This window comes from Streptomyces sp. NPDC093598 (assembly GCF_044764825.1).
Taxonomy (GTDB): Bacteria; Actinomycetota; Actinomycetes; order Streptomycetales; family Streptomycetaceae; genus Streptomyces.
The window spans coordinates 210123-235665 of the sequence record NZ_JBIWIV010000006.1 but is presented as its reverse complement, the minus strand read 5'-3'; the positions used below and the strand labels follow the sequence as shown (position 1 = coordinate 235665).

Here is a 25543-nt window from a genome sequence, read left to right as displayed (position 1 = left end):
GAGATCGGCCCGTGTTCCTCCCGAAGTACCCCGACAGCCCGACCCCGCCGCCCGCGCACACCCACACCCCGACTGACTCGCCGGCGCCTGTACGGCGCTCGCTCCCGTCGGTCTCCATCGATCAGAAGACCGTCGTCGCCTTGGTCGTCGGCGGAGTCGTCCTCACCGCGCTCCTGGCCGCCGTCGCCGTCACGGCCATCTCCGTTGCCGTGGCCGCCGTCGTCCTGCGCTCCATGCTCCGCGACCACCACCGCCGCTGAACTGCGTCGGCCTCCGGGGCGGCGGCACACGACCAAGCATTTCGCCGCCCCGGCGCCTTCCTCCCAACCGAGCCAGTCAGAAGGGAATCGCCATCCTCACCCGCACCACTCCGGCCCCACTTCCGGAACTCGTGAACCTGGCCTCGCAGGGCACGCTGCCGGGTATCCTCCGCCAGCTCTCCGGACTCGGCGGCTGCACCAACCCGGTCCGCCTCGACGGCCACCGCACCGAGTACGACGTAGACACCCGGACCGGCGAGATCGGCAACGTCCTTCATCGCCTCGACTCGTCCAGCCTCCCGGCCGGGCAGCTTCTCGTCCGCTGCAACAACCGCCGTACGACCCGCTGCGCTGCCTGTGCGGAGGTCTACCGTCGGGACACCTTCCACCTGATCACCTCCGGCCTGCGCGGTGGCAAGGGCGTCCCCGAACGCGTCGCCGCTCACCCGCGCGTGTTCGCCACCTTCACCGCGCCGAGCTTCGGCCCGGTCCACAACCGCCCATCCAGCGGACGCCCCTGCCGCTGCGGCACCCACCACGACCAGGACGACGACGCACTCGGCTCCCCGCTCGACCCGGACACCTACGACTACGAAGCCGCCGTGCTCTGGAACGCCCACGCCGGGCCGCTCTGGCGGCGCTTCTCCACCTACCTGCGCCGAGAGGTCGCCAAGCGCGCCGGCCTGTCCCAGCGGCGCTTCCGCGAGCACGCCCGCGTGTCCTTCGCCAAGGTCGCCGAGTACCAGAAGCGCGGCGCGGTCCACTTCCACGCTGTCATCCGCATCGACGGCCCCAGCGGCGGCGACACCTCGCCCCCGGTATGGGCAACCGCCGAGCTGCTCACGGACGCCATCCGGGCTGCCGCTGCCAAGGTTCGCGTGGAAGGCCCGGTCATCGACGGCCGCACCCACACCTTCACCTTCGGCCGCCAACTCGACGTCCGCACTATCCGCTCGGCTGACTTCAACGACGGCCAGGAATTGACCGAACGGGCCGTCGCCGCCTACATCGCCAAGTACGCCACCAAGGGGGCGGAGACCGCGACGGGAGCTCTGGACCGGCCGCTCATGTTCGCCGCCGAACTCGCCCAGTTCGACATCAGCGACCACGCCCGACGCATGATCCGTACCGCATGGTTCCTCGGCGCCCGCAAGGACCTCGAACACCTCCGCCTGCGCGCCTGGGCTCACATGCTCGGCTTCCGCGGCCACTTCTCCACCAAGTCCCGTCGCTACTCCACCACCCTCGGTGCCCTCCGCGACGCTCGCGCCGAATGGCGCCGAGCCCAAGCCGCAGCAGCCAACGGCCCTGAGCCCGAGACGACGTACGTCCTCGCGCACTGGGTCTTCGCCGGAACCGGCCTCTCGGACACCGAAGCCTGGCTTGCCGCATCCCTTGAACCCGCCCCCGGAACGGAAGGAGAGCCCACCCATGCGTGACGACGAACTGCTGACGGTGCCTGACGTGATGGAGCGGCTCAAGCTCGGCCGCTCCACGGTCTACGACCTCATCCGCTCCCGTCGTCTGCCCTCGATCACCATCGGCCGGTGCCGTCGCATTCCGGCGCGGGCTGTCCGCGAGTACATCACCCACGAACTGGAGGCGGCCGCCTGATGGCCCAGCAACGCAAGCGGAACCCCAACGGCGCCGGCACCATCACCAAGCGCAAGGACGGCCGCTACCAGTGCGCGGTCTACGTCCTCCAGCCGGACGGCACCCGCGCCCGCAAGTTCGCCTACGGCAAGACCTGGGCCGAGTGCGACACCAAGCGCCGCGAGCTGCTCGCCAAGGTCGACCAGGGCGTGCCTGTACCCACCAAGTCCGCCAAGCTCGCCGAATGGCTGCCGTACTGGCTGGACAACGTCATCAAGCCCCGGCGGAAGCTCAGCACCTTCGACAAGTACGAGGCGCACGTCCGTCTCTACCTGGTGCCCCTGCTCGGCGCCAAGCGGCTCGAATCCCTCGGCGTCACCGACGTTCGCCGCTTCCTCGTCCGGCTAGAGAAGGAGACCACTGCCGCAACGGCCAAGGAATCGCACCGAGTTCTGCGCTCGGCGCTGTCCTCGGCCTGCCGCGAGGAGCTGATCACACGGAACGTCGCCAAGCTCGTCGAGCCGCCTCGCACGGACAACCGCGAGCTGACGCCATGGACCCTCGACGAGACGCTCGACTTCCTCGCCGCCTCACGGAAGGACCCGCTCTACGCGGCCTTCGTCCTCGCCATCGCCATGGGCCTCCGACGGGGAGAGATCGTCGGTCTCCGGTGGTCGGACGTCGACCTCGACAACCGCGTCCTCTACGTGCGTCAGCAGACACAGCGGCGTCGTGGGGTCCTGTATGACGACGACCCCAAGAGCCGCCGCCGTCGTGCCGTATCTCTGCCCGCCCTCTGCATAGCGCCCCTCCGCTGGCACCGGATGCGGCAGGCCGCTGCCCGAGCCAAGGCGGGGGAGAGGTGGCAGGAGTCGGCCTATGTCTTCACCACCCGGACCGGCCGTCCGGTCGAGCCGCGCAACGTCTACCGCTCGTTCACGCGCGTCACCCGGTCCGCCGGCCTTCGCGTCATCCGGCTGCACGATGCCCGGCACGGCACGGCCACCCTCCTCACGGCGGCCGGAGTCGCGCCCCGCGTTGTGATGGAGATCCTCGGGCACTCTCAGATCAGCATCACCATGGACGTCTACACCCACGTCGTCCAGGACACGCAGCGCGAAGCCATGAGCCACATGGATCGCCTGCTCAGGAGACGCCCCATCCGCGCGTGACCGCCCGCGTTGATGTCAGATGTGGATGTCAGAAGGGCCTCACCTCCGAAATTTCGGAGGTGAGGCCCTTCTGAGCTGGTGCCCCCGGCAGGATTCGAACCTGCGACACCCGCTTTAGGAGAGCGGTGCTCTATCCCCTGAGCTACGAAGGCAGTGGCAGCGGACGCAAGCAGCGGCGTGCCCGTGGTCTGGGAGGACCACAGGCGTCAGCGTACCGGATGCGGGTCGGGCGGGTGTGGGGGTCACGTCAGGGATATGGGGCGGTAGGCGGCGTGGGGCACGTCAGGGCCGCGGGTCGGACCGGTGTGGGGTCAGGTCACGGGAACGTGGGTGAAGCGGGCTGCCGTGTGGAGGTCGGTCTGGATGCGGGTGGCCGTCGCGGTCAGTTCCGGGAGGAGGTCCGTCACGCACTCCCCCGGGGTGTGGCGGCTGGCGTGCATCGCTGTGTTCAGAGCCGCCACCACCCGGCCCGACCGGTCGCGGATCGGGACCGCGATCGAGCGGAGGCCCTCTTCCAGTTCCTCGTCCACCAGGGCGTAGCCCTGGGCGCGTACCGAGGTCAGGACCTCATCGAGGGTGTCCCCCGGCGCGTCCGCCAGCAGGACCCGGCCCAGTGCCGTCGCGTATGCCGGCAGACGCGTGCCCACCGTGATGTTGACGCTCATCACCCGGGCCGTGGCCACCCGGGCCGTGTACTGGATCTCCTCGCCGGAGTCCGACAACACCGCCAGCGACGTCGACTCGTGGATGCGGGACGTCAGGTCGGCGAGGTGGGGCTGGGCGATCGCGGGGAGGGACGTGCGGGACAGGGGTGGGAAGCCGAGGGAGAGGACCCGGGGGGTCAGGGTGAAGGTGCGGCCGGCCGGGGCCACCAGGTCCAGGTGCTCGTAGGTGATCAGGGCGCGGCGGGCCGTCGCCCGGGCCAGGCCCGTCGCCCGGGCCACCTCCGTGAGGGTCAGCTCCGGCCTGCCCTCGCCGAAGGCCGTGAGGACCGTCAGGCCTCGGGCCAGGGATTCGATGAATTCGCGGCCCAACTGCTGCTTGGACGCGCCCGTCCAGAGCGCCAAGTCCGAGGGGGGCGGGCCGAGTTCGGGGGGTGGGGTGCGGCGGAGTTCGTGTTCCATGTCCTGCACCGCGGACCGCAGCCTCGGCAGCAGCGTCGTCCGCAGGTCGTGTGCGGTGTGCCGGCTCGTGTGGCTGACCACGCTCGCCACACTCGCGATCCGCCGGTCCGGGCCAGGGGTGCGGACCGGTACCGCGATCGCCACCAGGCCCGGTTCGATCAACTGGTCGTCCAGGGACCAGCCGTTCGCCGACGCCTCTGCCGTGCGGCTCGCGAACGTCTCGGCGTCCCTCGCGCCCGCTCCGTGCGTGCGCGGTGGTACGGCCGTGAAGGACAGGTCCCTCGGGTCCGCCGCCCTGCGGTCCCGCCAGCGTTGCCAGTCCGTGGCCGTCCACTCCGTCGCGAACAGCGGGCCGGGTGCGGTGCGTTCGGCGGGGAGCAGGTCGCCGATGCGGAAGCTGAGGGACATCGCACGGCGGCGGGTCGCCTGGTGGATGAAGCGGATGCCGTCGCGGTCGGCGACCGCCAGGGAGACCGACTCGTCCAGTTCGTCGGCGAGGGCGTCCGCGTGCGGGGAGAGGAGCGCGGGCAGGCGCAGGGCCGACATGTAGGCGTTGCCCAGCTCCATCAGGCGAGGGGACAGGTGCACGTCCCGGCCGTCGAAGCGGACGTAGCCCATGCGGGCGAGTGTGGCCGTGATGCGGTCGACCGTGGAGCGGGCCAGGCCGGTGGCCCGTTCCAGGCCGCTCAGGCTCAGCGTGCCGTCCGCCTCCGTCAGCTCCCGCAACACCGTGATGCCGCGGATGAGGGGAGTGACCGCCTCGGCGGGGACCCCTCTCGCAGCAGAAGCAGCAGCAGCGGTCGTCGTACGAGCGGTCGAGCCGGCCGTGCGAGCGGCCTGGACGCCCCTCCGAGCGGCCAGCGCGGTCGTCTCCTCGACCGGCGGCCCCTTCTCGTCGGCCGGCGGGGCGGACCCCTCCGGGGTCTCGGGCATGGGCTTCGCTGGCATCGGCTCTCCGGTACGGCGCTCGCGACGGTCGCGGCAGGCCCACCGTAATCCGGAATCCGTGGCCCGGAGCGGGGAGGGGCTCCGCGCATCGCACGTACTGCTCCCCGCCGTCTGGCCCCTGCCCCCTACTCCCTCGTCACCCGCACCCGATGCCACCCCTCCGCCCCCGCACCCGCCCGCGCCTCTGCCGCTCCCCCTCCCGCCCCCGCCACCTCGATCGTGATCCCCCTCCCCGCGTCCTGGAACGTCTCCCCGGGTGTGAGCGGTGCGTCCGACAGCTCCGCGTGGACGTTCGGTGTGCGCGTGCAGCCGCCGCTGTCGCGACGGGAGTCGTGGACGGTGACCGGGCCCATGCCCGTGTCCACCTCCGCGTCGACCTTGTAGATCAGGACGCCCGGGCGGCACACGGTCTCGTCGTTGCCGGCGCGGGTGCGCAGTTCGACGGCGTAACCGGATCTGCTGTCCAGGGGGACGAAGATCAGCTTGGGGCCGCCGGGCTCGGCCAGGGGCGTCAGGGTGTACTCCGTGGTGCCGGGGGACGTCACGCAGTGGACCTGGGCGGCGTCCAGCCAGCCCAGCTTCCATTTGTGCCAGCCGAGGAAGTCGTTGTTGGCGCCCCAGTCCTCGCTCATGATGTCCCAGTGGCCGACCGCGCCCCCGCCCTCCGCGGTGTACAGGTCGGGCAGGCCGAAGACGTGGCCGTTCTCGTGGGGGAGGACGCGGTAGCCGGTGCGGCTGTAGGAGCCGGAGCCGTCGTCCTGGCGGGAGTAGACGAAGGAGGCGTTGGCCACGGGTATGCCGTCGGCGGTGGGGGCGTCCGGGTTGCCGGCGAAGGTGACGGACAGGACCGTGTCCAGGGCGGAGGGGCCGGCGTTCGGCGTGACCAGGACGTTCAGCAGGTCGTACGCGCGGAAGTCCACCTTCGGGTCGGCCGCGGCCACGAGGTCCTGGACCAGCGTGCGGTAGCCGGGCTCGAACGGGGCGCCGCGCTCTATGCCGTACTCCCGGAAGGACTTCGGCATGCGCAGCCACCCCGGGATCGGGGTCTCGGGGCGGTAGTCGAGGCGGCCGTAGGAGCTGGTGCGGAACCACTCACGGGTCTGCGGGAAGAACTCGCGGAAGCGGTCCCGGGCCTCGCCCTCGCCGGGGACGTCGGAGAAGTCGATCATCAGGGTGAGGGCGTGGACGGTGCCGGTGGAGCGGGTGTAGCCGGTGGCGGTCGGGATGCCCTCGGACATCTGGACCTCGCGGGCGCCGCGGATCATGCAGGGGCCGTGCGCGGGGGTGTGGGAGAGGGTGACCGGGCCCGCTCCCGCCGTACTGGCGCCCGGGGTGAGACGGCCCGTGCCGGCCGAGGTGCTGACCGTGAAGGTCAGGGCGGTCACACAGGCCAGGGCGGCCAGACGGCGCCTGGGTATCCGGTGGCCGGGCGGCGCCGTGCCACGCGGGCAGGGGCGCCGCCGGGGCTGCGGCTGCCTGCAAGGGACCTGCAAGGGACCTCCCGCGCCACGGCAGCCTCCGGTCTCCGGCTGCACCCTTGCGATCACCCTGCGTCGCGGGGTGGGGGGACGCGCGTTGGAGGAGACCGATCGTGGGTTTCCCGTGGGTAGCGGCCCGAGGAAATGTGAGCCAGGTCACAAACATTTTCCTGAGAGCGGGAAATACCGGGGACCCACTCCCCGTTTAGCCATGTGTCCGACCGAAACGGGGACCTGCTCCCCGGATCGCCTCACACACCAGGAGTACGCCGTGCAGACCGCCAGCCCCGAAGCGCGCAAGGTGCCCCGGCCCCGCGCCGACGCCCTGCGCAACCGGGAGCGGATCGTCACCGCCGCCCGGGAGATGTTCGTCGAACACGGCCCCGAGGTGCCGCTCGACGAGATCGCCCGCCGGGCCGGCGTCGGCAACGCCACGGTGTACCGCAACTTCCCGGACCGGGACGCGCTCGTCCGCGAGGTCGTCTGCTCCGTCATGGACCGCACGGCCGCCGCGGCCGAGGCCGCTCTCACCGAGACCGGTGACGCGTTCGAGGCGCTGGAGCGCTTCGTGCACGCCGCCGCCGACGAGCGCATCAGCGCGCTGTGCCCGATGGTCTCCAGCACGTTCGACCAGCACCACCCGGATCTGGAGGCCGCGCGCGAACGGGTCGAGCGGCTGATCGCGGAGGTCATGGACCGCGCTACGACGGCCGGGCAGCTCCGTTCCGACGTCGATGTCGGAGACGTCATGATCGCCGTGGCCCAGCTCAGCCGGCCCCCGGCCGGCACGGACTGCTTCCAGGCCGACCGCTTCGTCCACCGCCATCTTCAGCTGTTCCTGGACGGGCTGCGGGCTCCCGCTCGCTCGGCTCTCCCGGGCACGGCCGTGACTCTGGAGGATTTGCGCCGGCCCTGACCGATCAGTTAAGCCCCACCCGTCCGTCTGAACACGGACGACAGTCCCTACGGCCGTCCCCGCAGGCGAGCCGTCACCTTTCGTCACCTTTTTCCGTCACGAAGTCCCGAAGTGGGTATCCCCATGTCTGAAACAGCCTCGAAGACCCTCGGCTCACCGGCCAGAGAACCGGACGCCGGCCGCTGGAAAGCGCTCGTCTTCATCGCGCTCGCCCAGCTGATGGTCGTCCTGGACGCCACCATCGTGAACATCGCCCTGCCCTCCGCCCAGCAGGACCTCGGCATCTCCGACGGCAACCGGCAGTGGGTCGTCACGGCCTACGCCCTCGCCTTCGGCGGCCTGCTGCTGTTCGGCGGCCGGATAGCCGACCTGTGGGGCCGCAAGAAGGCCTTCGTCGTCGGCCTGGCCGGTTTCGCCGCGGCTTCCGCGCTCGGCGGTGCGGCCACCAACGAGGCGATGATGTTCGGCGCCCGCGCCCTCCAGGGTGTCTTCGGCGCCCTGCTCGCGCCCGCCGCGCTCTCCCTGCTCGCGGTGATGTTCACCGACGCCAAGGAGCGCGCCAAGGCGTTCGGCATCTACGGCGCGATCGCCGGTGGCGGCGGTGCCGTCGGTCTGATCCTGGGCGGCTTCCTCACCGAGTACCTGGACTGGCGCTGGACGTTCTTCGTGAACATCCCGTTCGCCATCGTCGCCGCGGCCGGTGCGTACTTCGTCATCCGTGAGCCGGAGGGCGGCCGCAACCGCTCCCCGCTCGACATCCCCGGCGTGATCCTGTCCACCCTCGGTCTGGTCGCCCTCGTCTACGGCTTCACCCGCGCCGAGTCCGAGGGCTGGAGCGACTCCGTGACCGTCGGCATGTTCGTCGCGTCGGTCGTGCTGCTGGCGTCCTTCGTGCTCGTCGAGTCCAAGGTCAAGGCTCCGCTGCTGCCGCTGCGCGTGATCACCGAGCGCAACCGCGGTGGGATCTACCTCTCCCTCGGTCTCGCGATCATCGCGATGTTCGGCCTGTTCCTCTTCCTGACCTACTACCTGCAGATCGTGAAGGGCTACTCGCCGGTCAAGACCGGATTCGCCTTCCTGCCGATGATCGCGGGCATGATCACGGGCTCCACGCAGATCGGCACCCGCCTGATGACCCGGGTCGCGCCGCGCCTGCTGATGGGCCCCGGCTTCCTGGTCGCCGCGCTCGGCATGCTGCTGCTGACCCAGCTGGAGATCGGCTCCTCGTACGCCGCTCTGCTGCTCCCGGCGATGCTGCTGCTCGGCCTCGGCATGGGTACGGCGTTCATGCCGGCCATGTCGCTGGCCACCCAGGGCGTCGAGCCGCGGGACTCCGGTGTCGCCTCCGCGATGGTCAACACCTCGCAGCAGGTGGGCGGCGCGATCGGCACGGCCCTGCTGAACACCATCGCCGCCTCGGCGACCACGGCGTACGTCGCCGACCACATCGCCGGGGCGACCAGCCGGTCCCAGCAGCAGCTGGTCCAGCTGGAGGCCATGGTGCAGGGCTACACCAGCGCCATCTGGTTCGCCGTCGGCATCCTCGTGGTGGCCGCCGCGATCGCCCTGACCTTCGTCAACGCCGGCCGCCCGGGCGGTACGACGGTGGCGTCCTCGGGGGAGGACGCGGCGGACGAGGTGCAGATCCCGGTCGTCGCCCACTGACGGCCGCGCACCGCACCCCTTCGGGCCATCCGTAGGCACGAGGAAGGGGACGCCCCGTACCTACGGATTCCAGGACCTGCCCGGCTCCCGCGTCAGCGGAGCCAGGGCAGGTCCGCACCCGCTTCGGCCGGCTGAAGTCCCTCGGCGACGATCCGCATGATCTCGCCGAGGGACTTCTGCTGTTCCGGGGTGAGCCGGTCGAAGACCGCCTGGCGCACGGCCTCCACATGGCCCGGCGCGGTCTGCCGCAGCACCTCGAGGCCCTCGTCCGTCAGCACGGCGAACTGGCCCCGCTTGTCGTCGGGGCAGTCCTCGCGGCGTACCCAGCCGTTCTTCTCCAGACGCGCGATGGCGTGCGAGAGACGGGACCGGGTGATCTTCGCCAGCATCGCGAGCTCGGTCATCCGCAGCCGCCGCCGCGGCGCCTCGGCGAGCTTGACCAGAAGGCCGTAATAGACGTGCGGCATGCCCGCGTCGCGCTGGAGCTGACGGTCGAGATGGTCGTCGAGGAGGGTGACGCCCTCCATGAACGAACGCCAGACGCGCTGCTCCTCGTCGGTGAGCCAGCGCGGTTCCGGGGGCTTGGCGGCGGAGCCGGGTGTCGGTACGGATGCGGGTGCCTTCATGTGTTCCACTCTACGTGGACCCTCCTTGAACTTTAAACAAATGGTCCGTACAGTTTTGTAGGGAACCATGTCTGGAAGGAGCCGCAGCATGTCCGCCGCCACTCAGGAGCGCATGCCCGCTCTGTACCTCAGCCACGGCGCACCGCCCCTGGCGGACGACCCCGTCTGGCCCGGTGAACTGGCCGCCTGGTCCGCCGACCTGCCGCACCCCAAGGCCGTCCTGATCGTCTCCGCCCACTGGGAGGAGGCCCCGCTCGCCCTCGGTGCCACCGAGACCGTCCCGCTCGTCTACGACTTCTGGGGCTTCCCGGAGCACTACTACCGAGTGAAGTACGACGCCCCCGGCGCACCGGAGCTCGCCGAGTCCGTACGCAAGCTGCTGCGCGCCCCCGGCATGCCCGTCCAGGACGTCCCCGACCGCGGCCTCGACCACGGCGCGTACGTCCCGCTGGTCGAGATGTACCCGGAGGCCGACATCCCGGTGCTCCAGGTGTCGATGCCGACGCTCGACCCGGTCCGGCTCCTGGAGATCGGCCGCAAGCTCGCCCCCTTGCGGGACGAGGGCGTGCTCATCGTCGGCTCCGGCTTCTTCACCCACAACCTGGCTGCGCTGCGGCAGGGCGGCATCCCCGCCTGGTCGGCCGAGTTCGACGACTGGGGCCGGCGGGCGCTGGAGGCGCGTGACCTGGACGCCCTGCTCGACTTCACCCGCACGTCGCCCGCCGGGCAGTTGGCCCACCCGCGCACCGAGCACTTCGCCCCGCTGTTCGTGACCATGGGCGCCGCCGACGCCACCGGTGAGCTGGACGCGCAGAAGTCGGTGATCGACGGGTTCTGGATGGGGCTGGCGAAGCGGTCGGTGCAGTTCGGCTGAAACGGGCCCCGGGCGGGCGTGCCCGCGGGGGCGCTCCTACAGCGGTTTCTCGTACCAGGCCACGTCCCAGTAGCGGCCGAACTTGCGGCCGACCTCCCGGTACGTGCCGACGTGGGTGAACCCGAAGCGCTCGTGCAGCCGGGCCGACGCCTCGTTCGGCAGCGCGATGCCCGCGTAGGCGCGGTGCAGATCCTCGCCCGACAGAACCTCGAAGAGGGCCGTGTAGAGGAGCGTGCCGACGCCGCGACGGCCTGCGTCCGGGGCTACGTACACCGTCGTTTCCACGGAGGTGGCATAAGCGGGCTTCATTCGGAAAGGGCTGGATGTGGAGTAGCCCAGGATCTCCTGTGTGTCCGGCTCCCTGGCAACCATCAGACGGTAGGGCCCGTCTTCAGGGTGGGAGAGCAGCCAGGGGCGGCGCTCCTCCGGAGTGAAGATCGCGGTATCGAATGTGATCGCCGTCTCACGCACATAGTGGTTGTAGAGGGCCGTGAGGGCCTCGAGGTCACCCTCGACTCCCGGCCTGACCTGCACCTCTGTACGTTCCGACGGCATCGCGCCTCCCCGTGTGGTCGGACAGGGTACTGCATGATCAGAAAAATCGGGGGGTGGGTTGGGAATTCTGTCCGGATTCCAGTCGTTGTTTCCATCGGATGCAGGGCACCCGAGGAGAGTCCGGAGAGTCCCGGAAGACGGAGTCCCGCGTCCGAAGGACCACCCGCTGACCTCACCATCGCAAGGGAGCTCGCATGGCAACCCGTGCCGTCGCCCGTCGTCAGTCCGCCACCGGCGAGACGGCCGACGCGGCAAGCAGTGTTCGCGCCCATGGCGGCGAGATCGCCGACCGCGACCTGGTCGGCATGTACCTCGACGAGATCGCGCGCACACCACTGCTCGACGCCGCCAAGGAGGTCGAGCTGTCCCAGATCATCGAAGCGGGTGTGTTCGCTCAGCAGATCCTCGACGGCCTGGAGGAGAACAAGGCCGGGGCTTCACCCGAGGAGCTCCAGGCCCTGGTCGACGAGAGCGAGCGGGCCAAGGACATCTTCATCCGCTCCAACCTGCGCCTGGTCGTCGCGGTCGCCCGCCGCTACCCCCGCAGTGGTCTGCCGCTGCTGGACCTGATCCAGGAGGGCAACGCCGGCCTGGTGCGCGCGGTGGAGAAGTTCGACTACCGCAAGGGCTTCAAGTTCTCCACGTATGCGACGTGGTGGATCCGCCAGGCCATCACCCGGTCGATAGCGGACCAGTCCCGTACGATCCGCCTGCCCGTGCACCTCGTGGAGGAGCTCGGCCGGATCCGCCGTGTGCAGCGCGAGTTCAACCGCGAGCACGGCCGGGACCCGGAGCCCGCGGAGATCGCAACCGAGCTCGGCTCGACGCCGGAGCGCGTCACCGACGTCCTCGACTGGGCCCGTGACCCGGTCTCGCTGAACATGTCGGTGGACGACGAGGGCGAGACCCAGTTCGGCGACCTCCTGGAGGACACCTCGGCGGTGTCGCCCGAGCAGTCGGTGCTGACCCTGCTGCGCAGCGAGGAGCTCGACGACCTCATCGGCCGGCTCGACCAGCGCACGGCCTCCATCATCAAGATGCGCTACGGCATCGAGGACGGCCGGGAGCGCACGCTGACCGAGGTCGGCAAGGAGCACGGCCTGACCCGCGAGCGCATCCGGCAGATCGAGAAGCACGCGCTGCTGGAGCTGAAGAAGCTGGCCCGCAGCACCGGGTTCGACGCGGCGGCGTGACACCCGGTCCGCGGCGGAGCGGCATCCGTTCGCGGGGTGGCGCGAGACCGGTGAGCGCGGTGAGCGACCGGGCGTACGACTCGTCCCCACGGCCAGTGGGTGACGGACCGAGTGCGCCCGGGGGCACCGCGTACGCCGGGTGGCGAAAGACAGCGCAAACATGGCGTTGTAACGCCGCTTCAATCCGCGGACCCAGGGAACAAGACTTCTGGGTCCACCAGTTCGGGCCCGGGGCCACACCCCTGGCCCCGACAGCCAAGTCCCGTCGCACTCCCCCCGGCGCCGGGACTCTCCCCGAAGCCGGGCCTCGGCGTCCTTCCCCCCGGACGTCGGGGCCCGGCTCTCTTCTGGAGGGCGGGGCACCCCGTACCTGAACCACGGGGTGGCCCGCCAGATGGCAGATTGTGTCACATGGGCATAGCCTGCCGGGCGTGAGCAGCACCACCCCGACCCCTCCCGCGTCCTCACTGACCGAGCGGCGCAAGGCCGAGACACGCATGGAGATCGCCCGGGCGGCGGCCGGCCTCTTCGTCCGGCACGGCCTGCGCGCCACCCGCGCGGAGGACATCGCCCAGGCCGCCGGTATCGCCCCGCGCACCTTCTACCGGTACTTCGCGACCAAGGAGGAGGCCGTCGCCCCGCTCTACGCGGCCGGCGCCCAGCGCTGGGTGGAGGCGGTGCGTGCCGCTCCCGCGGGCGCCGGCGTGCTCCGGGCCCTGGAGCAGGGGGTCCGCCACACCCTCAAACCGGGCCTCGGCGTCTCGGCGTCCTCCTGGGAGTGGGTCCGCACGCTGCTGCGCCTGGCCGAGGCGAACCCGTCCCTGCGCAGGGTGTGGGCGGAGGTGTGCCAGACGTCGGAGCGGCTGCTGGGGGAGGTGCTGGCGGAACGGGTGACACGTGCAGGGGCCTCCGGCGGTTCCCCGCGCTCCGAGGCGCCGGGCGACGGCGACAACGTTGCCGCGGCCCGTGAACTGCCCTCCACCGCGACACCTGAGCTGCCCTCCACGACGACACCTGAGCTGTCCTTTGCCGCCACGCCTGAGATGCGCTTCGCCGCGGCCGTGGCGAGTGCCGCCGTGCGGGCCGCCCTGGAGTCCTGGGCCGAGGGGGACGGGCCCGCCGAGGGCCCGGACGGTCCGGCGGAACTCGCCCTGCGGAACCTCGCGGCACTGCGGGACTTCCCGTGGGGGCCGTGAGGCTTGTGGTGGGCCGCGAGGCCTCGCGTGGGCCACGAGCCGGCGCGTGGCGTGAGTACGTCTGGCTTGCGTAGGGCGGGAGGCGTTGCGTAGGGCGTGACGCGTCGCGTGGGGCGTGAGGCATCGCGCGGGGCGTGAGAAGCCCCCGGATCCGCTGCCCCTGGGACGTGGGCTTCAAGTGGGACGTGGGTTGCCATGGGGCGTGGCTTGCCATGGGGCGTGCGGCGTCCCGTGAGCGGCCGTGGCGGGAGGGCGCGAGGGCTCACACCCCGCCCGCGTCGCGTCCGCCGGCGGCCCTGCTCAACCGTGCACCCAACTCCCGTACGGCCGTCACGAGTTCTTCCGGCTCGTGCACCACGAAGTCGCACTCCAGCATCGCCAGCCGGAACGCCACCCACTGCACGGCGTCGCCGACCGACCCTCGCAGCCGGCAGCTGTCGTCGTCCAACGGCTCGGGCGTGCCCAGCCAGTGGGGCACCCGGGCCGCGACGAAGCCGGCCGGGGCGGCGAAGGTGACCTCGAAGTCGTAGGACCGCTGCTGTCGTTGCATCGACCGCCGCAGGAACTCCGCCGCGTTCCCCGTCGGCAGCTCGCGCGGCACGAACCGCGCACCGGTGGCGAACGGCTCGCTCACCCGGTCGACGCGGAACGTGCGCCAGTCGTCCCGGTCGATGTCGTAGGCCACCAGGTACCAGCGGCGGCCCGTCGACACCAGCCGGTACGGCTCCGTCAGGCGCCGCGACTCGGTGCCGTCCGCGGCCCGGTAGGAGAACCGCAGCCGCTCGTGCCCGGCCACCGTCGAGGCCATGACGGTCAGCGTCTCGGGCGCGATGCTCGGCCCGTCCCCGCTGGTCAGTGGCGTGGTCGCGGTCTGGAGGGTGGTCACGCGGTGGCGCAGCCGGCCCGGCAGGACCTGCTCCAGCTTGGCCAGCGCCCGCACCGACGCCTCGTCCAGGCCCTCAACGGCGTGCCCAGCCCCGGCGCGCAGCCCGACCGCGATGGCCACGGCCTCCTCGTCGTCGAGCACGAGCGGCGGCATGGCCTTGCCGGCGACCAGCCGGTAGCCGCCGTCGGAACCCTTGGTCGCCTGCACGGGGTAGCCCAGCTCGCGGAGCCGGTCGATGTCCCGCCGGACCGTGCGGCGGGAGACCCCGAGCCGCTCGGAGAGCTCGCCGCCGGGCCATTCGCGGGGCGTCTGGAGAAGGGAGAGGAGTGTCAGCAGCCGTGCCGGAGTGTCCGTCGTCATACCGACGAGGATGCCGCACCAATAGGACACGATCTGGCCTATTGGGGGTCTAACTTCGAGGCATGAACTCCACCGACACCACCCTGGGCACGGCGGGCGGCGGGACCGACCGCCGGCGTTGGTTCGCCCTCGCGATCGTGATGACCGCGGCTTTCATGGACCTCGTCGACGTGACGATCGTCAACATCGCCATCCCGTCGATCCAGCGGGAGGCAGGCGCGTCCTTCAGCCAGATCCAGTGGATCACCGCCGGTTACGCCCTCGCCTTCGCCGCGGGCCTGATCACCGGCGGACGGCTCGGCGACATCCACGGCCGCAAGCGGATCTTCCTCGTCGGCATCGGCGGATTCACGGTCGCCTCCGCGCTCTGTGGCCTCGCGGTGAACCCGGAGATGCTGGTCGCCTCGCGGTTCCTCCAGGGCGGCATGGCGGCGCTGATGGTGCCGCAGGTGCTGTCGATCGTGCACGCGACCTTCCCGGCGCACGAGCGCGGCAAGGTGTTCGGGCTGTTCGGCGCGGTCGTCGGCCTCGGGGCCGTGTCCGGTCCGCTGCTCGGCGCGCTGCTGACCGAGTGGAACCTGTTCGGCTGGGGATGGCGGTCGATCTTCCTGATCAACCTGCCCGTCGGTGTCGCCGGGCTGATCCTCGGCAGCCGCTTCATCACCGAGTCCAAGGCGCCGCGCGCCCTGAAGCTGGACCTGGTGGGCGTCGCGCTCGTGACACTGGGCCTGCTGATGCTGCTCTACCCGCTCATCCGGGGCCGCGAGCTGGACTGGCCGCTGTGGGGGTACGTCTCGATGGCCGGGTCGCTCGTCGTCCTCGCGGCGCTGGTGGCGTACGAGAAGCGCAAGGCGGCGCGGGACGGCTCACCGCTGGTCGAGCTGTCGCTGTTCAAGGTCAAGAGCTTCGCGGCCGGGATCGCGGTGCAGACCGTCTTCGGGGTCGCGCTCGGCGTGTTCTTCCTGGTGTGGACGCTGTACATGCAGTACGGGCTGGGCTGGAGCCCGCTGAAGGCCGGGCTGACCGGGGTGCCGTTCTCGATCGCGGTGTCGGTGGCCGCCGGGATGTCGGTGCAGAAGCTGGTGCCGCGCTTCGGGCGCAAGGTGCTCCAGGCGGGCGCCCTGGTGATGGCGGCCGGCGTGCTGCTCTACATCTGGGAGTCCGGGCACTACGGCCTCGCCATAGAGCCCTGGCAGATGGCCCTCCCGCTCGTCGTGATGGGCGTGGGCATGGGCCTGATCGTCGCGCCGCTGACCGACGCGATCCTCTCGGAGGTGCCGCGCGAGCACGCCGGTTCGGCGTCGGGGCTGATCAACACCGTGCAGCAGATGGGCAACGCGCTGGGTCTCGGACTGGTGTCCGTGGTCTTCTTCGGCACGATCTCCGACCATCTGCGGCCGGAGCAGATCGGTCCGGCCTTCGCCGACGCCTTCCAGAACGCGCTCGGCTGGGTCGCCGCGGTGATGGGCGCCATCTTCCTGCTGATGTTCGCGCTGCCGAAGCGGCCCGCTCAGCATGTGGAGGGCGAACAGGTGCCGGCGGGGGAGAAGGAACCGGCGCTGGCCTGACCGTGGAAACGGGCCCGGCACCTCGGTGCCGGGCCCGTTCGCGTTTCCGCTCCCGATTTCTGCCGATGCCCGATTGGGTCCGAACCTGTTTACTTTGCGGAAATCTCGGCGTAGCCTCCCGCTGAAACCACACGTTCGGGCATGAGGCGGAGGCGAACGGACATGTACGCACCGGAGCGGCAGCAGGAGATCCTCCGGCTCGCCCGTGACGGCGGCCGAGTGGATGTCGTGTCGCTGGCCGAGGAGTTCCAGGTGACGGCGGAGACGATCCGCCGGGACCTGAAGGCCCTCGACCGCGCCGGCCTGGTCCGCCGGGTGCACGGCGGAGCCATCCCGGCCGGGCGCCTCGACTTCGAGCCGGACCTCGCCGAGCGCGAGACGACCGCCGCCGACGAGAAGGACAGCATCGCCAAGGCGGCCCTCGCGGAACTGCCCGGCGAGGGCACCGTGATCCTCGACGCCGGGACGACGGTGGCCCGGATGGCCGCCGCCCTCCCGCTGGAGGCCTCCCTCACCGTCGTCACGCACAGCCTCCCCATCGCGGCCCGCCTCGCCGACCACCCCGGCATCCAGCTCCACCTCATCGGGGGGCGCGTACGGCACCGCACGCGCGCCGCCGTGGACGCCTGGGCGCTGCGGGCGTACGGCGAGATCCGCGCCGACGTGCTGTTCGTGGCCGCCAACGGCTTCTCCGCCGAGCACGGTCTGACCACCCCCGACCTCGCCGAGGCCGCGGTCAAGCGCGCGGCCGTGGCCGCCGCCCGCCGCGTGGTGCTGCTCGCCGACTCCTCCAAGCACGGCCAGGAGCACTTCGCCCGCTTCGGCGACCTGAGCGATGTGGACCTGCTGATCACCGACAGCGGGCTGAGCCCCGAAGACGCCGTCGCGATCGAGCGCGGCGGCACGGAAGTAGTGCGCGCATGATCCTCACCGTCACCCCCAACCCTTCCCTGGACCGCACCTATGAGGTGCCGTCCCTCGACCGCGGCGAGGTCATCCGCGCCACCGGCGAGCGGATGGACCCGGGCGGCAAGGGCGTGAACGTCTCGCGCGCCGTCGCCGCGGCGGGGCAGCGCACGGTGGCGGTCCTGCCCCTGGGCGGCGCCCCGGGCGCACTGGTTGCCGAGCTGCTCGACCAGCAGGGCATCGAGGTCGCGCCGGTCCCGGTCGCCGGGGCCACCCGCTCCAACATCGCCCTCGCCGAGTCCGACGGCGTCCTGACGAAGATCAACGCGCCCGGACCCGAACTCTCCGACGCCGAGCGGGAACTGCTCCTGGAGACCGTGCGGCAGCAGTCCCGCGAGGCCTCCTGGATCGCCTGCTGCGGCAGCCTCCCGCGCGGACTCGCCCCCTCCTGGTACGCCGAGTTGGTCGCCCGCGCCCACGCCGCCGGGGCGCGGATCGCCCTGGACACCTCCGGGCCCGCGCTGCTGGCGGCCCTGCGCGAGCGGCCGGATGTGGTCAAGCCCAACGCCGAGGAGCTCGCCGGAGCCGTCGGACGGCCCCTCGCCACCGTCGGCGACGCCGTCAAGGCCGCCGAGGAACTGCGCGAGATGGGAGCCCGGGCCGTCCTCGCGAGCCTCGGCGCCGACGGGCAGCTGCTCGTCTCCGACGAGGGCGCCTGGTTCGGCAGCGCCCGCGTGGCCGCTGTCCGCAGCAACGTGGGCGCCGGCGACTCCTCCCTCGCCGGCTTCCTGATCGCCGGCGGCAACGGCCCCGAAGCCCTCGCCTCCGCGGTCGCGCACGGCGCGGCGGCCGTCCAGCTCCCCGGCAGCGTCATGCCCACGCCGGGCGACCTGGACCCGGCAGCGGTGACGGTCACGGCCGAGGTCCCGGCGGACCGTGCGCTGAAGGAGCCGGCCACATGACGCACGACGAGCAGCGCGGACCGACGCGCGAGCGGCGGGCCACCCCGTTACCCCCCGCCTCCACCCCCGTCACCCCCCACCGCACCCCCGTCCCCCTCCCCGCCCACCCCTCCCACCGGGCGATACGCGTGCTAAGGAGCCCGCGATGAGCGACATGATCACGGCGGACCTGGTCGATCTCGACCTGTCCGCCGACACCAAGGAAGCGGCGGCGCGTGCCCTCGCCGAGCGCATGGTGGCCCTGGGCCGGGTGACCGACCTGGACGGCTTCCTCGCCGACGTGGCAGCCCGCGAGGCCCAGATGCCGACCGGCCTCGACGGCGGCATCGGCATCCCGCACTGCCGCAGCGAGCACGTCACCGAGCCGACGCTCGCCTTCGGCCGCAGCGCCGCCGGGATCGACTTCGGCGCCCCGGACGGCCCCGCCGACCTGATCTTCCTGATCGCCGCGCCGGCCGGTGCCGACGACGCCCATCTGACGATCCTGTCGTCGCTGGCCCGGCAGCTGATGAACAGCGAGTTCACCGACGCCCTGCGCGCGGTGAGCGACGCGCCGGCCGCGGCGGCGCTGATCCGCGGCGACGAGCCGGACGCACCCGCACCGGCGGGTTCCGAAGACCCCGTGGCGTCGGCGGGAGCGGCCTCTCCCGCCGACGCCACGGTCACCGACGACAGCACCGCTGAAGAGCAGTCCGCGCAGCGGCCGTTCCGTATCGTCGCCGTCACCTCCTGCCCCACCGGCATCGCCCACACCTACATGGCGGCCGAGTCGCTGGAGAACGCCGGCCGGGAGGCGGGCGTCGAACTCGCCGTCGAGCCCCAGGGCTCGGCCGGTTTCACCCGGCTCGACCCGCAGGTCATCGCGGCGGCGGACGCCGTGATCTTCGCCCACGACGTGCCCGTACGGGAGAAGGAGCGGTTCGCCGGCAAGCCCACCGTGGACGTCGGTGTGAAGGCGGGCATCAACCGCCCCGCCGAACTCATCGCCGAGGTCCGTGCCAAGGCCGCCCGCGGTGAGGTCACCTCAGGATCCGCACCGGCCACCCCGGTGGAGCGCTCCGGCGACTCCGGTGAGGGCTACGGCACCAAGCTGCGCAAGTGGCTGATGTCCGGCGTCAGTTACATGGTGCCCTTCGTCGCGGCGGGCGGTCTGCTGATCGCCCTCGGCTTCGCGATCGGCGGCTACAAGATCAACAAGGCGCCGTCGGTGATGGACCACTTCCTGTGGACCCAGGCCGACAGCTGGGCCGCGCTGCTCTTCCAGATCGGCGGCGTCGCCTTCGGCTTCCTCGTCCCGGTCCTGGCCGGCTACATCGCCTACGGCATGGCCGACCGGCCCGGCATCGTCCCCGGGTTCGTCGGCGGCATGATCGCGTTCAACATCAACGCCGGGTTCCTCGGCGGTCTGGCGGCCGGTCTGATCGCCGGCGGCGTGGTGATGGCGATCCAGAAGGCCAAGGTCCCGGCGGCGCTGCGCGGCATCATGCCCGTGGTGGTGATCCCGCTCATCTCCTCGGCGATCGTCGGGTTCCTGATGTTCGTCGTCATCGGCAAGCCCATCGCCGAGGCCCAGAAGGGCATGACCGACTGGCTGAACGGCCTGTCCGGCAGCAACGCGATCCTGCTCGGCACCCTCCTCGGCCTGATGATGTGCTTCGACCTCGGCGGCCCCGTCAACAAGGTCGCCTACACCTTCGCCACCGCCGGTATCGCGGTCGCCAGCCCCAGCGACTCGGCGATGAAGATCATGGCCGCGGTGATGGCGGCCGGCATGGTCCCGCCGCTGGCGATGGCCCTGGCGACGACCGTGCGCGGCAAGCTCTTCACCCAGACCGAGCGTGAGAACGGCAAGGCCGCCTGGGTGCTCGGCGCCTCCTTCATCTCCGAGGGCGCGATCCCCTTCGCCGCGGCCGACCCGCTGCGCGTCATCCCGGCCTCCATGGCGGGCGGCGCGGTCACCGGTGCCCTGTCGATGGCCTTCGGCGCCACCCTGCGCGCCCCGCACGGCGGCATCTTCGTGGTCCCGCTGATCGGCAACCCGTTCCTCTACCTGCTCGCCATCGCCGCGGGCGTCTGCGTCACGACCGCCCTCGTCGTCGTCCTCAAGGGCATGCGCAAGCCGGCCCCGGGCGCCGCACCGGCCTCCGGCGAGGGCGGCGCGGTCCGGACGGCGGAGACCAAGCAGCCCGTCGCGGCATGACACGGTAGGAGGTTCGCCCCTTTCGGGGTGTGTGAACCGTTCATGCCACCTGCGAGATAGATCACGAAAATCACGGCCCGGGACCGAAGTCCCGGGCCGTGGTGTCTACTGGAGCGCATGCCCGAGCACGTCTCCCGGTGGCCCGACGGCCACCCGCTCCCCGCCCTCCCGCAACAGCGGCAGACGGGCTCCCGGTCGGAGTCCGTGGAACTGACCACGGAGGAGAGAGCCGCCTTCGTCGAGCTGGTGCGCCACCTCGGCGACAGAGGCGTCTAGGTGCATTGATCACGGTGCATTGATCACTTTGTATCGATCACGAGGCCCGTCTCAGGAGAGCTGCGCCGCCCGCCGCTCCATCGCCTCACGCGCCGCGTCCTCGCTGATGTACACCTCGCACATGTGCCGCCCGTCCGGCGTCGCCGTGTGCTCGACCTCCCAGAGGGAGACCTCCTCGCCGTCGCGCAGCAGGAACGCGTGCTCGTAGAGCGAGAAGCCCAGCCCCGCCCGCCCCGCGCGGCACGGCCGGCCGAAGGCCTGCGTGATCTGGTGTCCAGACGCCGTGGCCAGCAGGGCCGCCGTGTCCGCGCCCGGCCGGTCCGCGTTCTCCGCCCGGCGCAGTAACCTGCGCGCGTGGTCCGCCGAGTCCTCCGCTGTGTACGCGTGCCGGGGCGCGCGGGCCGGGGGCAGCTGCACCGTCACCGGCAGTTCGAAATCCGGGGTGTCCGGCGGCAGCGGCAGCCGCGTGGTGGCGGCGCGCAGCTCCTCCTCGTCGACGTACACCTCGTGCTGCGGTTCGCTGCCGGGCGCGGTGTTGTGGACGAGCTCCCAGAGGGTGAGCGCCGAACCGTCGGCCAGCAGCCACGTGTGCCGGTACGTCTCCCGGTGCAGGCCCGCGCTGTGGTGCGCGGAGTGCAGCGAACCGTCGTGCGCCAGCGCACAGTCCAGGCGCCTTATCGTCTCGTCCGGTAGCTCGAAGGAGTTCAGGGCGCGGCCGAGGAGTCGCGCGAGGTGCTCCTCCGGAGACTCGGGCGAGTCGTGGGGTTCGTACGCTGCCGTCTCGTACGGAACGCTCAAGGTTTCTCCCGGCGTTGCTGCATGTCACCTTGTGGGTACATACCGTAGCCCCTCGGTCGGACATCATGTCCGGGAACCGAGAAAACGTACGTCCGGAAAAACGCGCGGGCCACGCGAAAAGTTCCCGCGCGGCCCGTTCGGTCCGTCAAAAACCCCAGTTGGGGCGATCTTTCAGGCTTCTGCCAGACGGTCTGTCAGCGCCCTGTCAGGCGCCCTGTCGGACGGTCAGGAAGCGCTGCCCGCGAGCCACTGGCTCCACGCCATGTTCCAGCCGTTGAGCCCGTTGTCCGGCGCCACCGTCTTGTCGTGGGAGTTCTTCACGATCACCACGTCCCCGATGAGGGAGTTGTCGTAGAACCACTTGGCGGGCGTGCTGCCCCCCGCGCCCTGGACGTCGGCGAGACCGACGCAGCCGTGGCTGGTGCCCTGGTGGCCGAAGGGCGGGTTGCCCTTGTTGTACCAGTAGTTGCCGTGGATGAACGTGCCCGACGTCGTCAGACGCATCGCGTGCGGCACGTCCGGGATGTCGTACTCACCGCCCAGCCCGACCGTCCGGCTGTTCATCCGGGTCTGGACGAACTTCTCCGAGATCACCATCTGCCCGTTGTAGGTGGTGTGCTCCGGGCTGCCCGCCGAGATCGGGACCGTCTTGATGGTCTTGCCGTCCCGGACGACCGTCATGGTCTGGGTGTCGGCGTCGACCGTGGAGACCTGCGAACGGCCCACCGTGAAGGTGACCGTCTTCTTCTGCACGCCGTACACGCCGTTCGCGCCCTCGACCCCGTCCAGGTCGATGTTCACCGTGACCTTGGAGCCGGCCTTCCAGTACTCCTCCGGCCGGAAGTCCAGCCGCTGCCCGTTGAACCAGTGCCCGACGACCTTCTGCCCGCTGCTGGAGTTGACCGTGATGTGCGACTGCACGGCCTTGCGGTCGGTGATGGCCTTGTCGAAGGTGAACGACACCGGCATGCCCACGCCGACCGTCGTGCCGTTGTCCGGCGTGTACGTCCCGATGAAGCTGTTCGACGACGTCACCGTCGTGAAGATCGAGTTGGCCGCGGCCGTCCGGCCGTCCGCGTCCTTGGCGGTCGCCGATATCTGGTACTTCGTCCCGCGCTCCAGCTGCTCCTTCGGCTTCCAGACCTTGCCGTCGGCGGAGACCGAGCCCGCGACGGTCCGACCGCTGCCCGCGACCGTCATCTTCACGTCGGTCAGCTTCCCGTCGCTGACCTTCACGCCGGTGGTGTTGATGGACGCGCCGGTCGAACCGTCCGCCGCCGAGATGGCGATCTTCGCGACGGACGTCTTGGTGCCGCCCTTGCCGCCCTTCTCGTCGTCCTTGGCGGTGGCGCTGCCACCGCAGGCGGTGAGCGTCAGGGCGCCGACCATCAGGGCGGCACAGGCCCCCAGAGTGCGCCGCGCTGAAATGTTCGGCGTTGTCACGGGCTGCTCCCAGTTCGTGTGATGTTGCGTGATCCGCTCCAGTACGTGAGGGAAGAGGGGCCGGGTTGCCGGTCGGGTTCCGTCCGTTCCCCATGAAGGCCGTCACGTGACAGAACCGCGACAAATTCCGGTACCGCTGTGGATCCACTGTGCGCCGCAGGCCTGTTCAGCGGCCCGCGTACAACTCCCCGTACGACGGCCACGCCCCACCCGGACCGTCGACCGGCTCCGCGGCCCGGACGGCCCGGACGATCGCGCGCGTCACCATGTCCGCACCCGCCGCGAGGATCTCGTTCAGGGCGAGCGGGTTGCCGGAGTCCAGCGCCCGGTCCCCTGTCGCCAGCGCGAACACCGTGTCCCCGTCGTTCAGCAGATGCACCGGGCGCACCGCCCGGGCGATGCCGTCGTGTGCCGTGCCGGCCAGCTTCTGCGCCTGCGCCTTCGTGAGATCCGCGTCCGTGGCGACCACCGCGAGCGTGGTGTTGAGCGGGGGCGGCGCGCTCCGCGCTGCGGTCTCGGCGAGCCGCCGCCGCGCGGCCGCGTGGACCTCCGCCTCCGGGTACTCCACCCGCCCCCCGAACAACTCCCCGTACAGCACCCCCGTTTCCGGATCCACTGTCGATCCCGCCGCGTTGGCCACCACCAGCGCGGCCACCGTGATCCCCGAGCCGAGCACCGCACTCGCGCTGCCGACGCCGCCCTTCACCACCCCGGTCACCGCTCCCGTGCCCGCGCCCACGCACCCCTGGGGCACGGGTGCGCCGAGCCCGCTCGCCGCGGCCGCCTCGACCGCGGCCCGGCCGGTCGCCGCGTCCGGCCGGGCCCGGAAGTCACCGCCCCGCCCCAGGTCGAAGACGCAGGCGGCGGGCACCACCGGCACGACCTGCGCCGGGTCCGCCCCGACACGGATCCCGCGCCCCCGTTCTTCCAGCCAGGCCATCACACCCGACGCCGCGTCGAGCCCGTACGCGCTGCCGCCGGTGAGCACGACCGCCTCCACCTTCCGCACCACGTTGCGCGGATCCAGCGCGTCCGTCTCCTTGGTGCCGGGCCCGCCGCCCCGCACGTCCACGGCGGCCACGGCCCCGCCCTCCGGGGCGAGCACGACCGTGGTGCCGGTGAGCCAACCGTCGCCGGTGCGTGTCGCGTGCCCCACCCGCAGGCCGGCGACATCCGTCAGTGCGTCAACTGTCATGGGGCACAGTGTCGTCCAGCCGTCGGCCCGGGCGGGCGTACCGGGCCGTGCCGCGTCAGCCCGTTGACGTGCGCGGGGGCCGGGCCGCGGGTGCCCTCACCCGGCCCGCGCCGCCGGCCCGCTCTCCCGGACGGCCAGGCGCGCGGCCAGGGTCTCTCCGGCCACCACCGACAGCGCGCAGACCACGCCCGCCGCGAACACCGCCCAGTGACCCAGGAACGTGCAGCAGATCACCAGCAGAGCCGTCGTCGGCAGCACCAGCTGCTGGCTGACGCCCCGCTTGAAGTGGCGCGAGTGCAGGGCCCACACCGTGAGCAGGTACAGGGCCGTCGGCAGGGTCACGGCCGCCGACGCCGCCAGCGTGGAGATGTGCGCCTTGCCGACCGTCTGCTCCACCGCCACCTCCAGCCCGGCCCCGATCGCCGCCGCCGAGGCGAACACCGCATAGTGGCCGTAGCCCCACAGGAACGCCTGCCGGTTGGAGCGCAGATGGCCGTGGACGGGCACCACGAAGTAGATCCACCACGCGGCGAAGACGACCAGCAGCCCGCCCGCCGCGATGGGGAGGAGCTCGCCCAGCGCGTCGTTCTCGCTGATGCCGGACTTCACCGCGACCGTGGCCGCCGCGATCGTCTCGCCGAGCACGATGATGGTGAACAGCCCGTACCGCTCCGCGATATGGCGGGGATGCCAGGACGTCGTGTGGTGCCGCTCCGCGAAGGGCGGCACGCACATCTCCAGCAGCGCCATCACCAGGAACCACCAGGGCCGGGCCCCCTCGGGCAGGAACAGCAGCCCCAGCCAACCGACCTGGCACGCCAGAACGCCGCCGGCGTAGCGCAGGGCCGTGGTTCGCTCCGCCCCCGCGCCGGAGCGGGCCGCCCGCAGCCACTGTGCCGCCATGGCCACCCGCATGATCGCGTAGCCCAGCCAGACGACGAGGAACTCGTGCTCCTCGAACGCCCGCGAGACCCCCGCCGCGAGGACCAGCACACCGGCGATCTGCACCAGCGTGACGACCCGGTAGAGGGCGTCGTCGTTGTCGTACGCCGAGGCGAACCAGGTGAAGTTCATCCACGCCCACCACAGGGCGAAGAACACCATCGCGTAGTCGAGGATGCCCTGGCCCGCGTGGCCCTCGGCGACGGAGTGCACCAGCTCGATGCCCGCCTGGGCGACGGCCACGACGAAGCACAGATCGAAGAAGAGCTCCAGCGGTGAGGCCGTCCGGTGCGCCTCGTCGCGGCCACGGGCCCGGAGCCTGCGCAGCGGTCCCCTGCCGCCGGGCGCGCCGGAGGGAGCGGGCGGGGGAGTGGGGCTGGACGTCATGCGTTCCAGCACAGCAGAAG

At 71.4% G+C, this 25543-nt stretch carries 23 protein-coding genes and 1 tRNA gene; 14 read left to right on the top strand and 10 right to left on the bottom strand.

Features of this window, described 5'->3' with window-relative positions; translation table 11 throughout:
- Positions 1–11: 11 nt before the first annotated feature.
- From ACIRDU_RS21085 to ACIRDU_RS21070, 4 genes are all read left to right on the top strand, one after another.
- Complete coding sequence (locus ACIRDU_RS21085) at positions 12–260, top strand: SpdD protein (RefSeq protein ID WP_403581595.1); 249 nt, start codon at positions 12–14, stop codon at positions 258–260.
- Positions 261–397: 137 nt separating this feature from the next.
- On the top strand, positions 398–1699 hold the full coding sequence (locus tag ACIRDU_RS21080; protein WP_097223035.1) for a replication initiator: 1302 nt from the start codon (positions 398–400) through the stop codon (positions 1697–1699).
- A complete protein-coding gene (locus ACIRDU_RS21075) occupies positions 1692–1874 on the top strand; it encodes a helix-turn-helix domain-containing protein (protein ID WP_351415756.1) in 183 nt (60 codons plus the stop codon). Before ACIRDU_RS21080 ends, ACIRDU_RS21075 begins: the two co-directional genes overlap by 8 nt.
- Positions 1874–3025: a tyrosine-type recombinase/integrase gene (locus ACIRDU_RS21070; protein WP_403581594.1), complete on the top strand. Its 1152-nt coding sequence runs from the start codon at positions 1874–1876 to the stop codon at positions 3023–3025. Before ACIRDU_RS21075 ends, ACIRDU_RS21070 begins: the two co-directional genes overlap by 1 nt.
- Positions 3026–3101: 76 nt before the next feature.
- On the opposite strand, the gene ACIRDU_RS21065 is transcribed toward ACIRDU_RS21070, so the two are convergent.
- The 3 genes from ACIRDU_RS21065 to ACIRDU_RS21055 form a co-directional block, all read right to left on the bottom strand.
- Positions 3102–3177 (bottom strand) — tRNA-Arg (locus ACIRDU_RS21065).
- A 159-nt stretch (positions 3178–3336) separates the two neighbouring features.
- Positions 3337–5097: an IclR family transcriptional regulator C-terminal domain-containing protein gene (locus ACIRDU_RS21060; RefSeq protein WP_403581592.1), complete on the bottom strand. Its 1761-nt coding sequence runs from the start codon at positions 5095–5097 to the stop codon at positions 3337–3339.
- A 125-nt stretch (positions 5098–5222) separates the two neighbouring features.
- On the bottom strand, positions 5223–6500 hold the full coding sequence (locus tag ACIRDU_RS21055; RefSeq protein ID WP_403581759.1) for a M6 family metalloprotease domain-containing protein: 1278 nt from the start codon (positions 6498–6500) through the stop codon (positions 5223–5225).
- A 346-nt stretch (positions 6501–6846) separates the two neighbouring features.
- Between ACIRDU_RS21055 and ACIRDU_RS21050 the strand changes: the two genes are divergently transcribed.
- Complete coding sequence (locus ACIRDU_RS21050) at positions 6847–7491, top strand: TetR/AcrR family transcriptional regulator (protein ID WP_403581590.1); 645 nt, start codon at positions 6847–6849, stop codon at positions 7489–7491.
- A 123-nt stretch (positions 7492–7614) separates the two neighbouring features.
- A complete protein-coding gene (locus ACIRDU_RS21045) occupies positions 7615–9156 on the top strand; it encodes an MFS transporter (protein ID WP_403581588.1) in 1542 nt (513 codons plus the stop codon).
- A gap of 92 nt (positions 9157–9248) precedes the next feature.
- On the opposite strand, the gene ACIRDU_RS21040 is transcribed toward ACIRDU_RS21045, so the two are convergent.
- Entirely contained in the window at positions 9249–9782 is a 534-nt protein-coding gene (locus ACIRDU_RS21040) for a MarR family winged helix-turn-helix transcriptional regulator (RefSeq protein ID WP_403581586.1), read from the bottom strand.
- Between the two features lie 88 nt (positions 9783–9870).
- Here ACIRDU_RS21040 and ACIRDU_RS21035 point away from each other — a divergent pair, with 88 nt between their 5' ends.
- Positions 9871–10656 (top strand): dioxygenase, encoded by a 786-nt coding sequence (locus ACIRDU_RS21035; protein ID WP_403581584.1) that lies wholly within the window; start codon positions 9871–9873, stop codon positions 10654–10656.
- Between the two features lie 36 nt (positions 10657–10692).
- Here ACIRDU_RS21035 and ACIRDU_RS21030 read toward each other — a convergent pair whose 3' ends face one another.
- Entirely contained in the window at positions 10693–11211 is a 519-nt protein-coding gene (locus ACIRDU_RS21030; protein ID WP_403581582.1) for a GNAT family N-acetyltransferase, read from the bottom strand.
- 194 nt (positions 11212–11405) lie between these two features.
- On the opposite strand from ACIRDU_RS21030, the gene ACIRDU_RS21025 reads away from it, so the two are divergent.
- Complete coding sequence (locus tag ACIRDU_RS21025) at positions 11406–12404, top strand: RNA polymerase sigma factor RpoD/SigA (protein ID WP_403581581.1); 999 nt, start codon at positions 11406–11408, stop codon at positions 12402–12404.
- A 431-nt stretch (positions 12405–12835) separates the two neighbouring features.
- Positions 12836–13600: a TetR/AcrR family transcriptional regulator gene (locus ACIRDU_RS21020; RefSeq protein ID WP_403581579.1), complete on the top strand. Its 765-nt coding sequence runs from the start codon at positions 12836–12838 to the stop codon at positions 13598–13600.
- A gap of 262 nt (positions 13601–13862) precedes the next feature.
- Here the strand turns inward: ACIRDU_RS21020 and ACIRDU_RS21015 are convergent, their stop codons facing one another.
- Complete coding sequence (locus ACIRDU_RS21015) at positions 13863–14846, bottom strand: helix-turn-helix transcriptional regulator (RefSeq protein ID WP_403581577.1); 984 nt, start codon at positions 14844–14846, stop codon at positions 13863–13865.
- A 62-nt stretch (positions 14847–14908) separates the two neighbouring features.
- Between ACIRDU_RS21015 and ACIRDU_RS21010 the strand changes: the two genes are divergently transcribed.
- The 5 genes from ACIRDU_RS21010 to ACIRDU_RS20990 all read left to right on the top strand — a co-directional run bounded on the left by ACIRDU_RS21010 (position 14909) and on the right by ACIRDU_RS20990 (position 20758).
- The gene (locus ACIRDU_RS21010) at positions 14909–16414 is read left to right on the top strand and encodes an MFS transporter (protein ID WP_403581576.1); all 1506 of its coding nucleotides are present in this window, start codon (positions 14909–14911) and stop codon (positions 16412–16414) included.
- Between the two features lie 162 nt (positions 16415–16576).
- A complete protein-coding gene (locus ACIRDU_RS21005; protein ID WP_403581574.1) occupies positions 16577–17338 on the top strand; it encodes a DeoR/GlpR family DNA-binding transcription regulator in 762 nt (253 codons plus the stop codon).
- Positions 17335–18282 (top strand): 1-phosphofructokinase, encoded by a 948-nt coding sequence (gene pfkB, locus ACIRDU_RS21000; protein WP_403581572.1) that lies wholly within the window; start codon positions 17335–17337, stop codon positions 18280–18282. The genes ACIRDU_RS21005 and pfkB overlap by 4 nt, the downstream gene beginning before the upstream one ends.
- A 145-nt stretch (positions 18283–18427) precedes the next feature.
- Positions 18428–20482 carry a fructose-specific PTS transporter subunit EIIC gene (locus ACIRDU_RS20995; protein ID WP_403581570.1) on the top strand — a complete coding sequence of 685 codons (2055 nt, stop codon included), beginning with the start codon at positions 18428–18430 and terminating at the stop codon, positions 20480–20482.
- Between the two features lie 117 nt (positions 20483–20599).
- On the top strand, positions 20600–20758 hold the full coding sequence (locus ACIRDU_RS20990; protein WP_403581568.1) for a hypothetical protein: 159 nt from the start codon (positions 20600–20602) through the stop codon (positions 20756–20758).
- 51 nt (positions 20759–20809) lie between these two features.
- Here ACIRDU_RS20990 and ACIRDU_RS20985 read toward each other — a convergent pair whose 3' ends face one another.
- From ACIRDU_RS20985 to ACIRDU_RS20970, 4 genes are all read right to left on the bottom strand, one after another.
- The gene (locus ACIRDU_RS20985; RefSeq protein WP_403581567.1) at positions 20810–21556 is read right to left on the bottom strand and encodes a DUF6227 family protein; all 747 of its coding nucleotides are present in this window, start codon (positions 21554–21556) and stop codon (positions 20810–20812) included.
- A gap of 225 nt (positions 21557–21781) precedes the next feature.
- Positions 21782–22999 (bottom strand): Ig-like domain-containing protein, encoded by a 1218-nt coding sequence (locus ACIRDU_RS20980; protein ID WP_403581566.1) that lies wholly within the window; start codon positions 22997–22999, stop codon positions 21782–21784.
- Between the two features lie 166 nt (positions 23000–23165).
- On the bottom strand, positions 23166–24194 hold the full coding sequence (locus ACIRDU_RS20975; RefSeq protein ID WP_403581564.1) for a P1 family peptidase: 1029 nt from the start codon (positions 24192–24194) through the stop codon (positions 23166–23168).
- Between the two features lie 96 nt (positions 24195–24290).
- A complete protein-coding gene (locus tag ACIRDU_RS20970; RefSeq protein WP_403581563.1) occupies positions 24291–25523 on the bottom strand; it encodes a low temperature requirement protein A in 1233 nt (410 codons plus the stop codon).
- Between the last annotated feature and the right edge of the window lie 20 nt (positions 25524–25543).

Bases quoted from the DNA above. Each gene is read 5' to 3' on its own strand.
- ACIRDU_RS21075 (WP_351415756.1), top strand. From the start codon at position 1,692: ATGCGTGACGACGAACTGCTGACGGTGCCTGACGTGATGGAGCGGCTC.
- ACIRDU_RS21070 (WP_403581594.1), top strand. From the start codon at position 1,874: ATGGCCCAGCAACGCAAGCGGAACCCCAACGGCGCCGGCACCATCACC.
- ACIRDU_RS21060 (WP_403581592.1), bottom strand. From the start codon at position 5,097: ATGCCAGCGAAGCCCATGCCCGAGACCCCGGAGGGGTCCGCCCCGCCG.
- ACIRDU_RS21045 (WP_403581588.1), top strand. From the start codon at position 7,615: ATGTCTGAAACAGCCTCGAAGACCCTCGGCTCACCGGCCAGAGAACCG.
- ACIRDU_RS21040 (WP_403581586.1), bottom strand. From the start codon at position 9,782: ATGAAGGCACCCGCATCCGTACCGACACCCGGCTCCGCCGCCAAGCCC.
- ACIRDU_RS21035 (WP_403581584.1), top strand. From the start codon at position 9,871: ATGTCCGCCGCCACTCAGGAGCGCATGCCCGCTCTGTACCTCAGCCAC.
- ACIRDU_RS21030 (WP_403581582.1), bottom strand. From the start codon at position 11,211: ATGCCGTCGGAACGTACAGAGGTGCAGGTCAGGCCGGGAGTCGAGGGT.
- ACIRDU_RS21025 (WP_403581581.1), top strand. From the start codon at position 11,406: ATGGCAACCCGTGCCGTCGCCCGTCGTCAGTCCGCCACCGGCGAGACG.
- ACIRDU_RS21015 (WP_403581577.1), bottom strand. From the start codon at position 14,846: ATGACGACGGACACTCCGGCACGGCTGCTGACACTCCTCTCCCTTCTC.
- ACIRDU_RS21010 (WP_403581576.1), top strand. From the start codon at position 14,909: ATGAACTCCACCGACACCACCCTGGGCACGGCGGGCGGCGGGACCGAC.
- ACIRDU_RS21005 (WP_403581574.1), top strand. From the start codon at position 16,577: ATGTACGCACCGGAGCGGCAGCAGGAGATCCTCCGGCTCGCCCGTGAC.
- pfkB (WP_403581572.1), top strand. From the start codon at position 17,335: ATGATCCTCACCGTCACCCCCAACCCTTCCCTGGACCGCACCTATGAG.
- ACIRDU_RS20995 (WP_403581570.1), top strand. From the start codon at position 18,428: ATGAGCGACATGATCACGGCGGACCTGGTCGATCTCGACCTGTCCGCC.
- ACIRDU_RS20990 (WP_403581568.1), top strand. From the start codon at position 20,600: ATGCCCGAGCACGTCTCCCGGTGGCCCGACGGCCACCCGCTCCCCGCC.
- ACIRDU_RS20975 (WP_403581564.1), bottom strand. From the start codon at position 24,194: ATGACAGTTGACGCACTGACGGATGTCGCCGGCCTGCGGGTGGGGCAC.
- ACIRDU_RS20970 (WP_403581563.1), bottom strand. From the start codon at position 25,523: ATGACGTCCAGCCCCACTCCCCCGCCCGCTCCCTCCGGCGCGCCCGGC.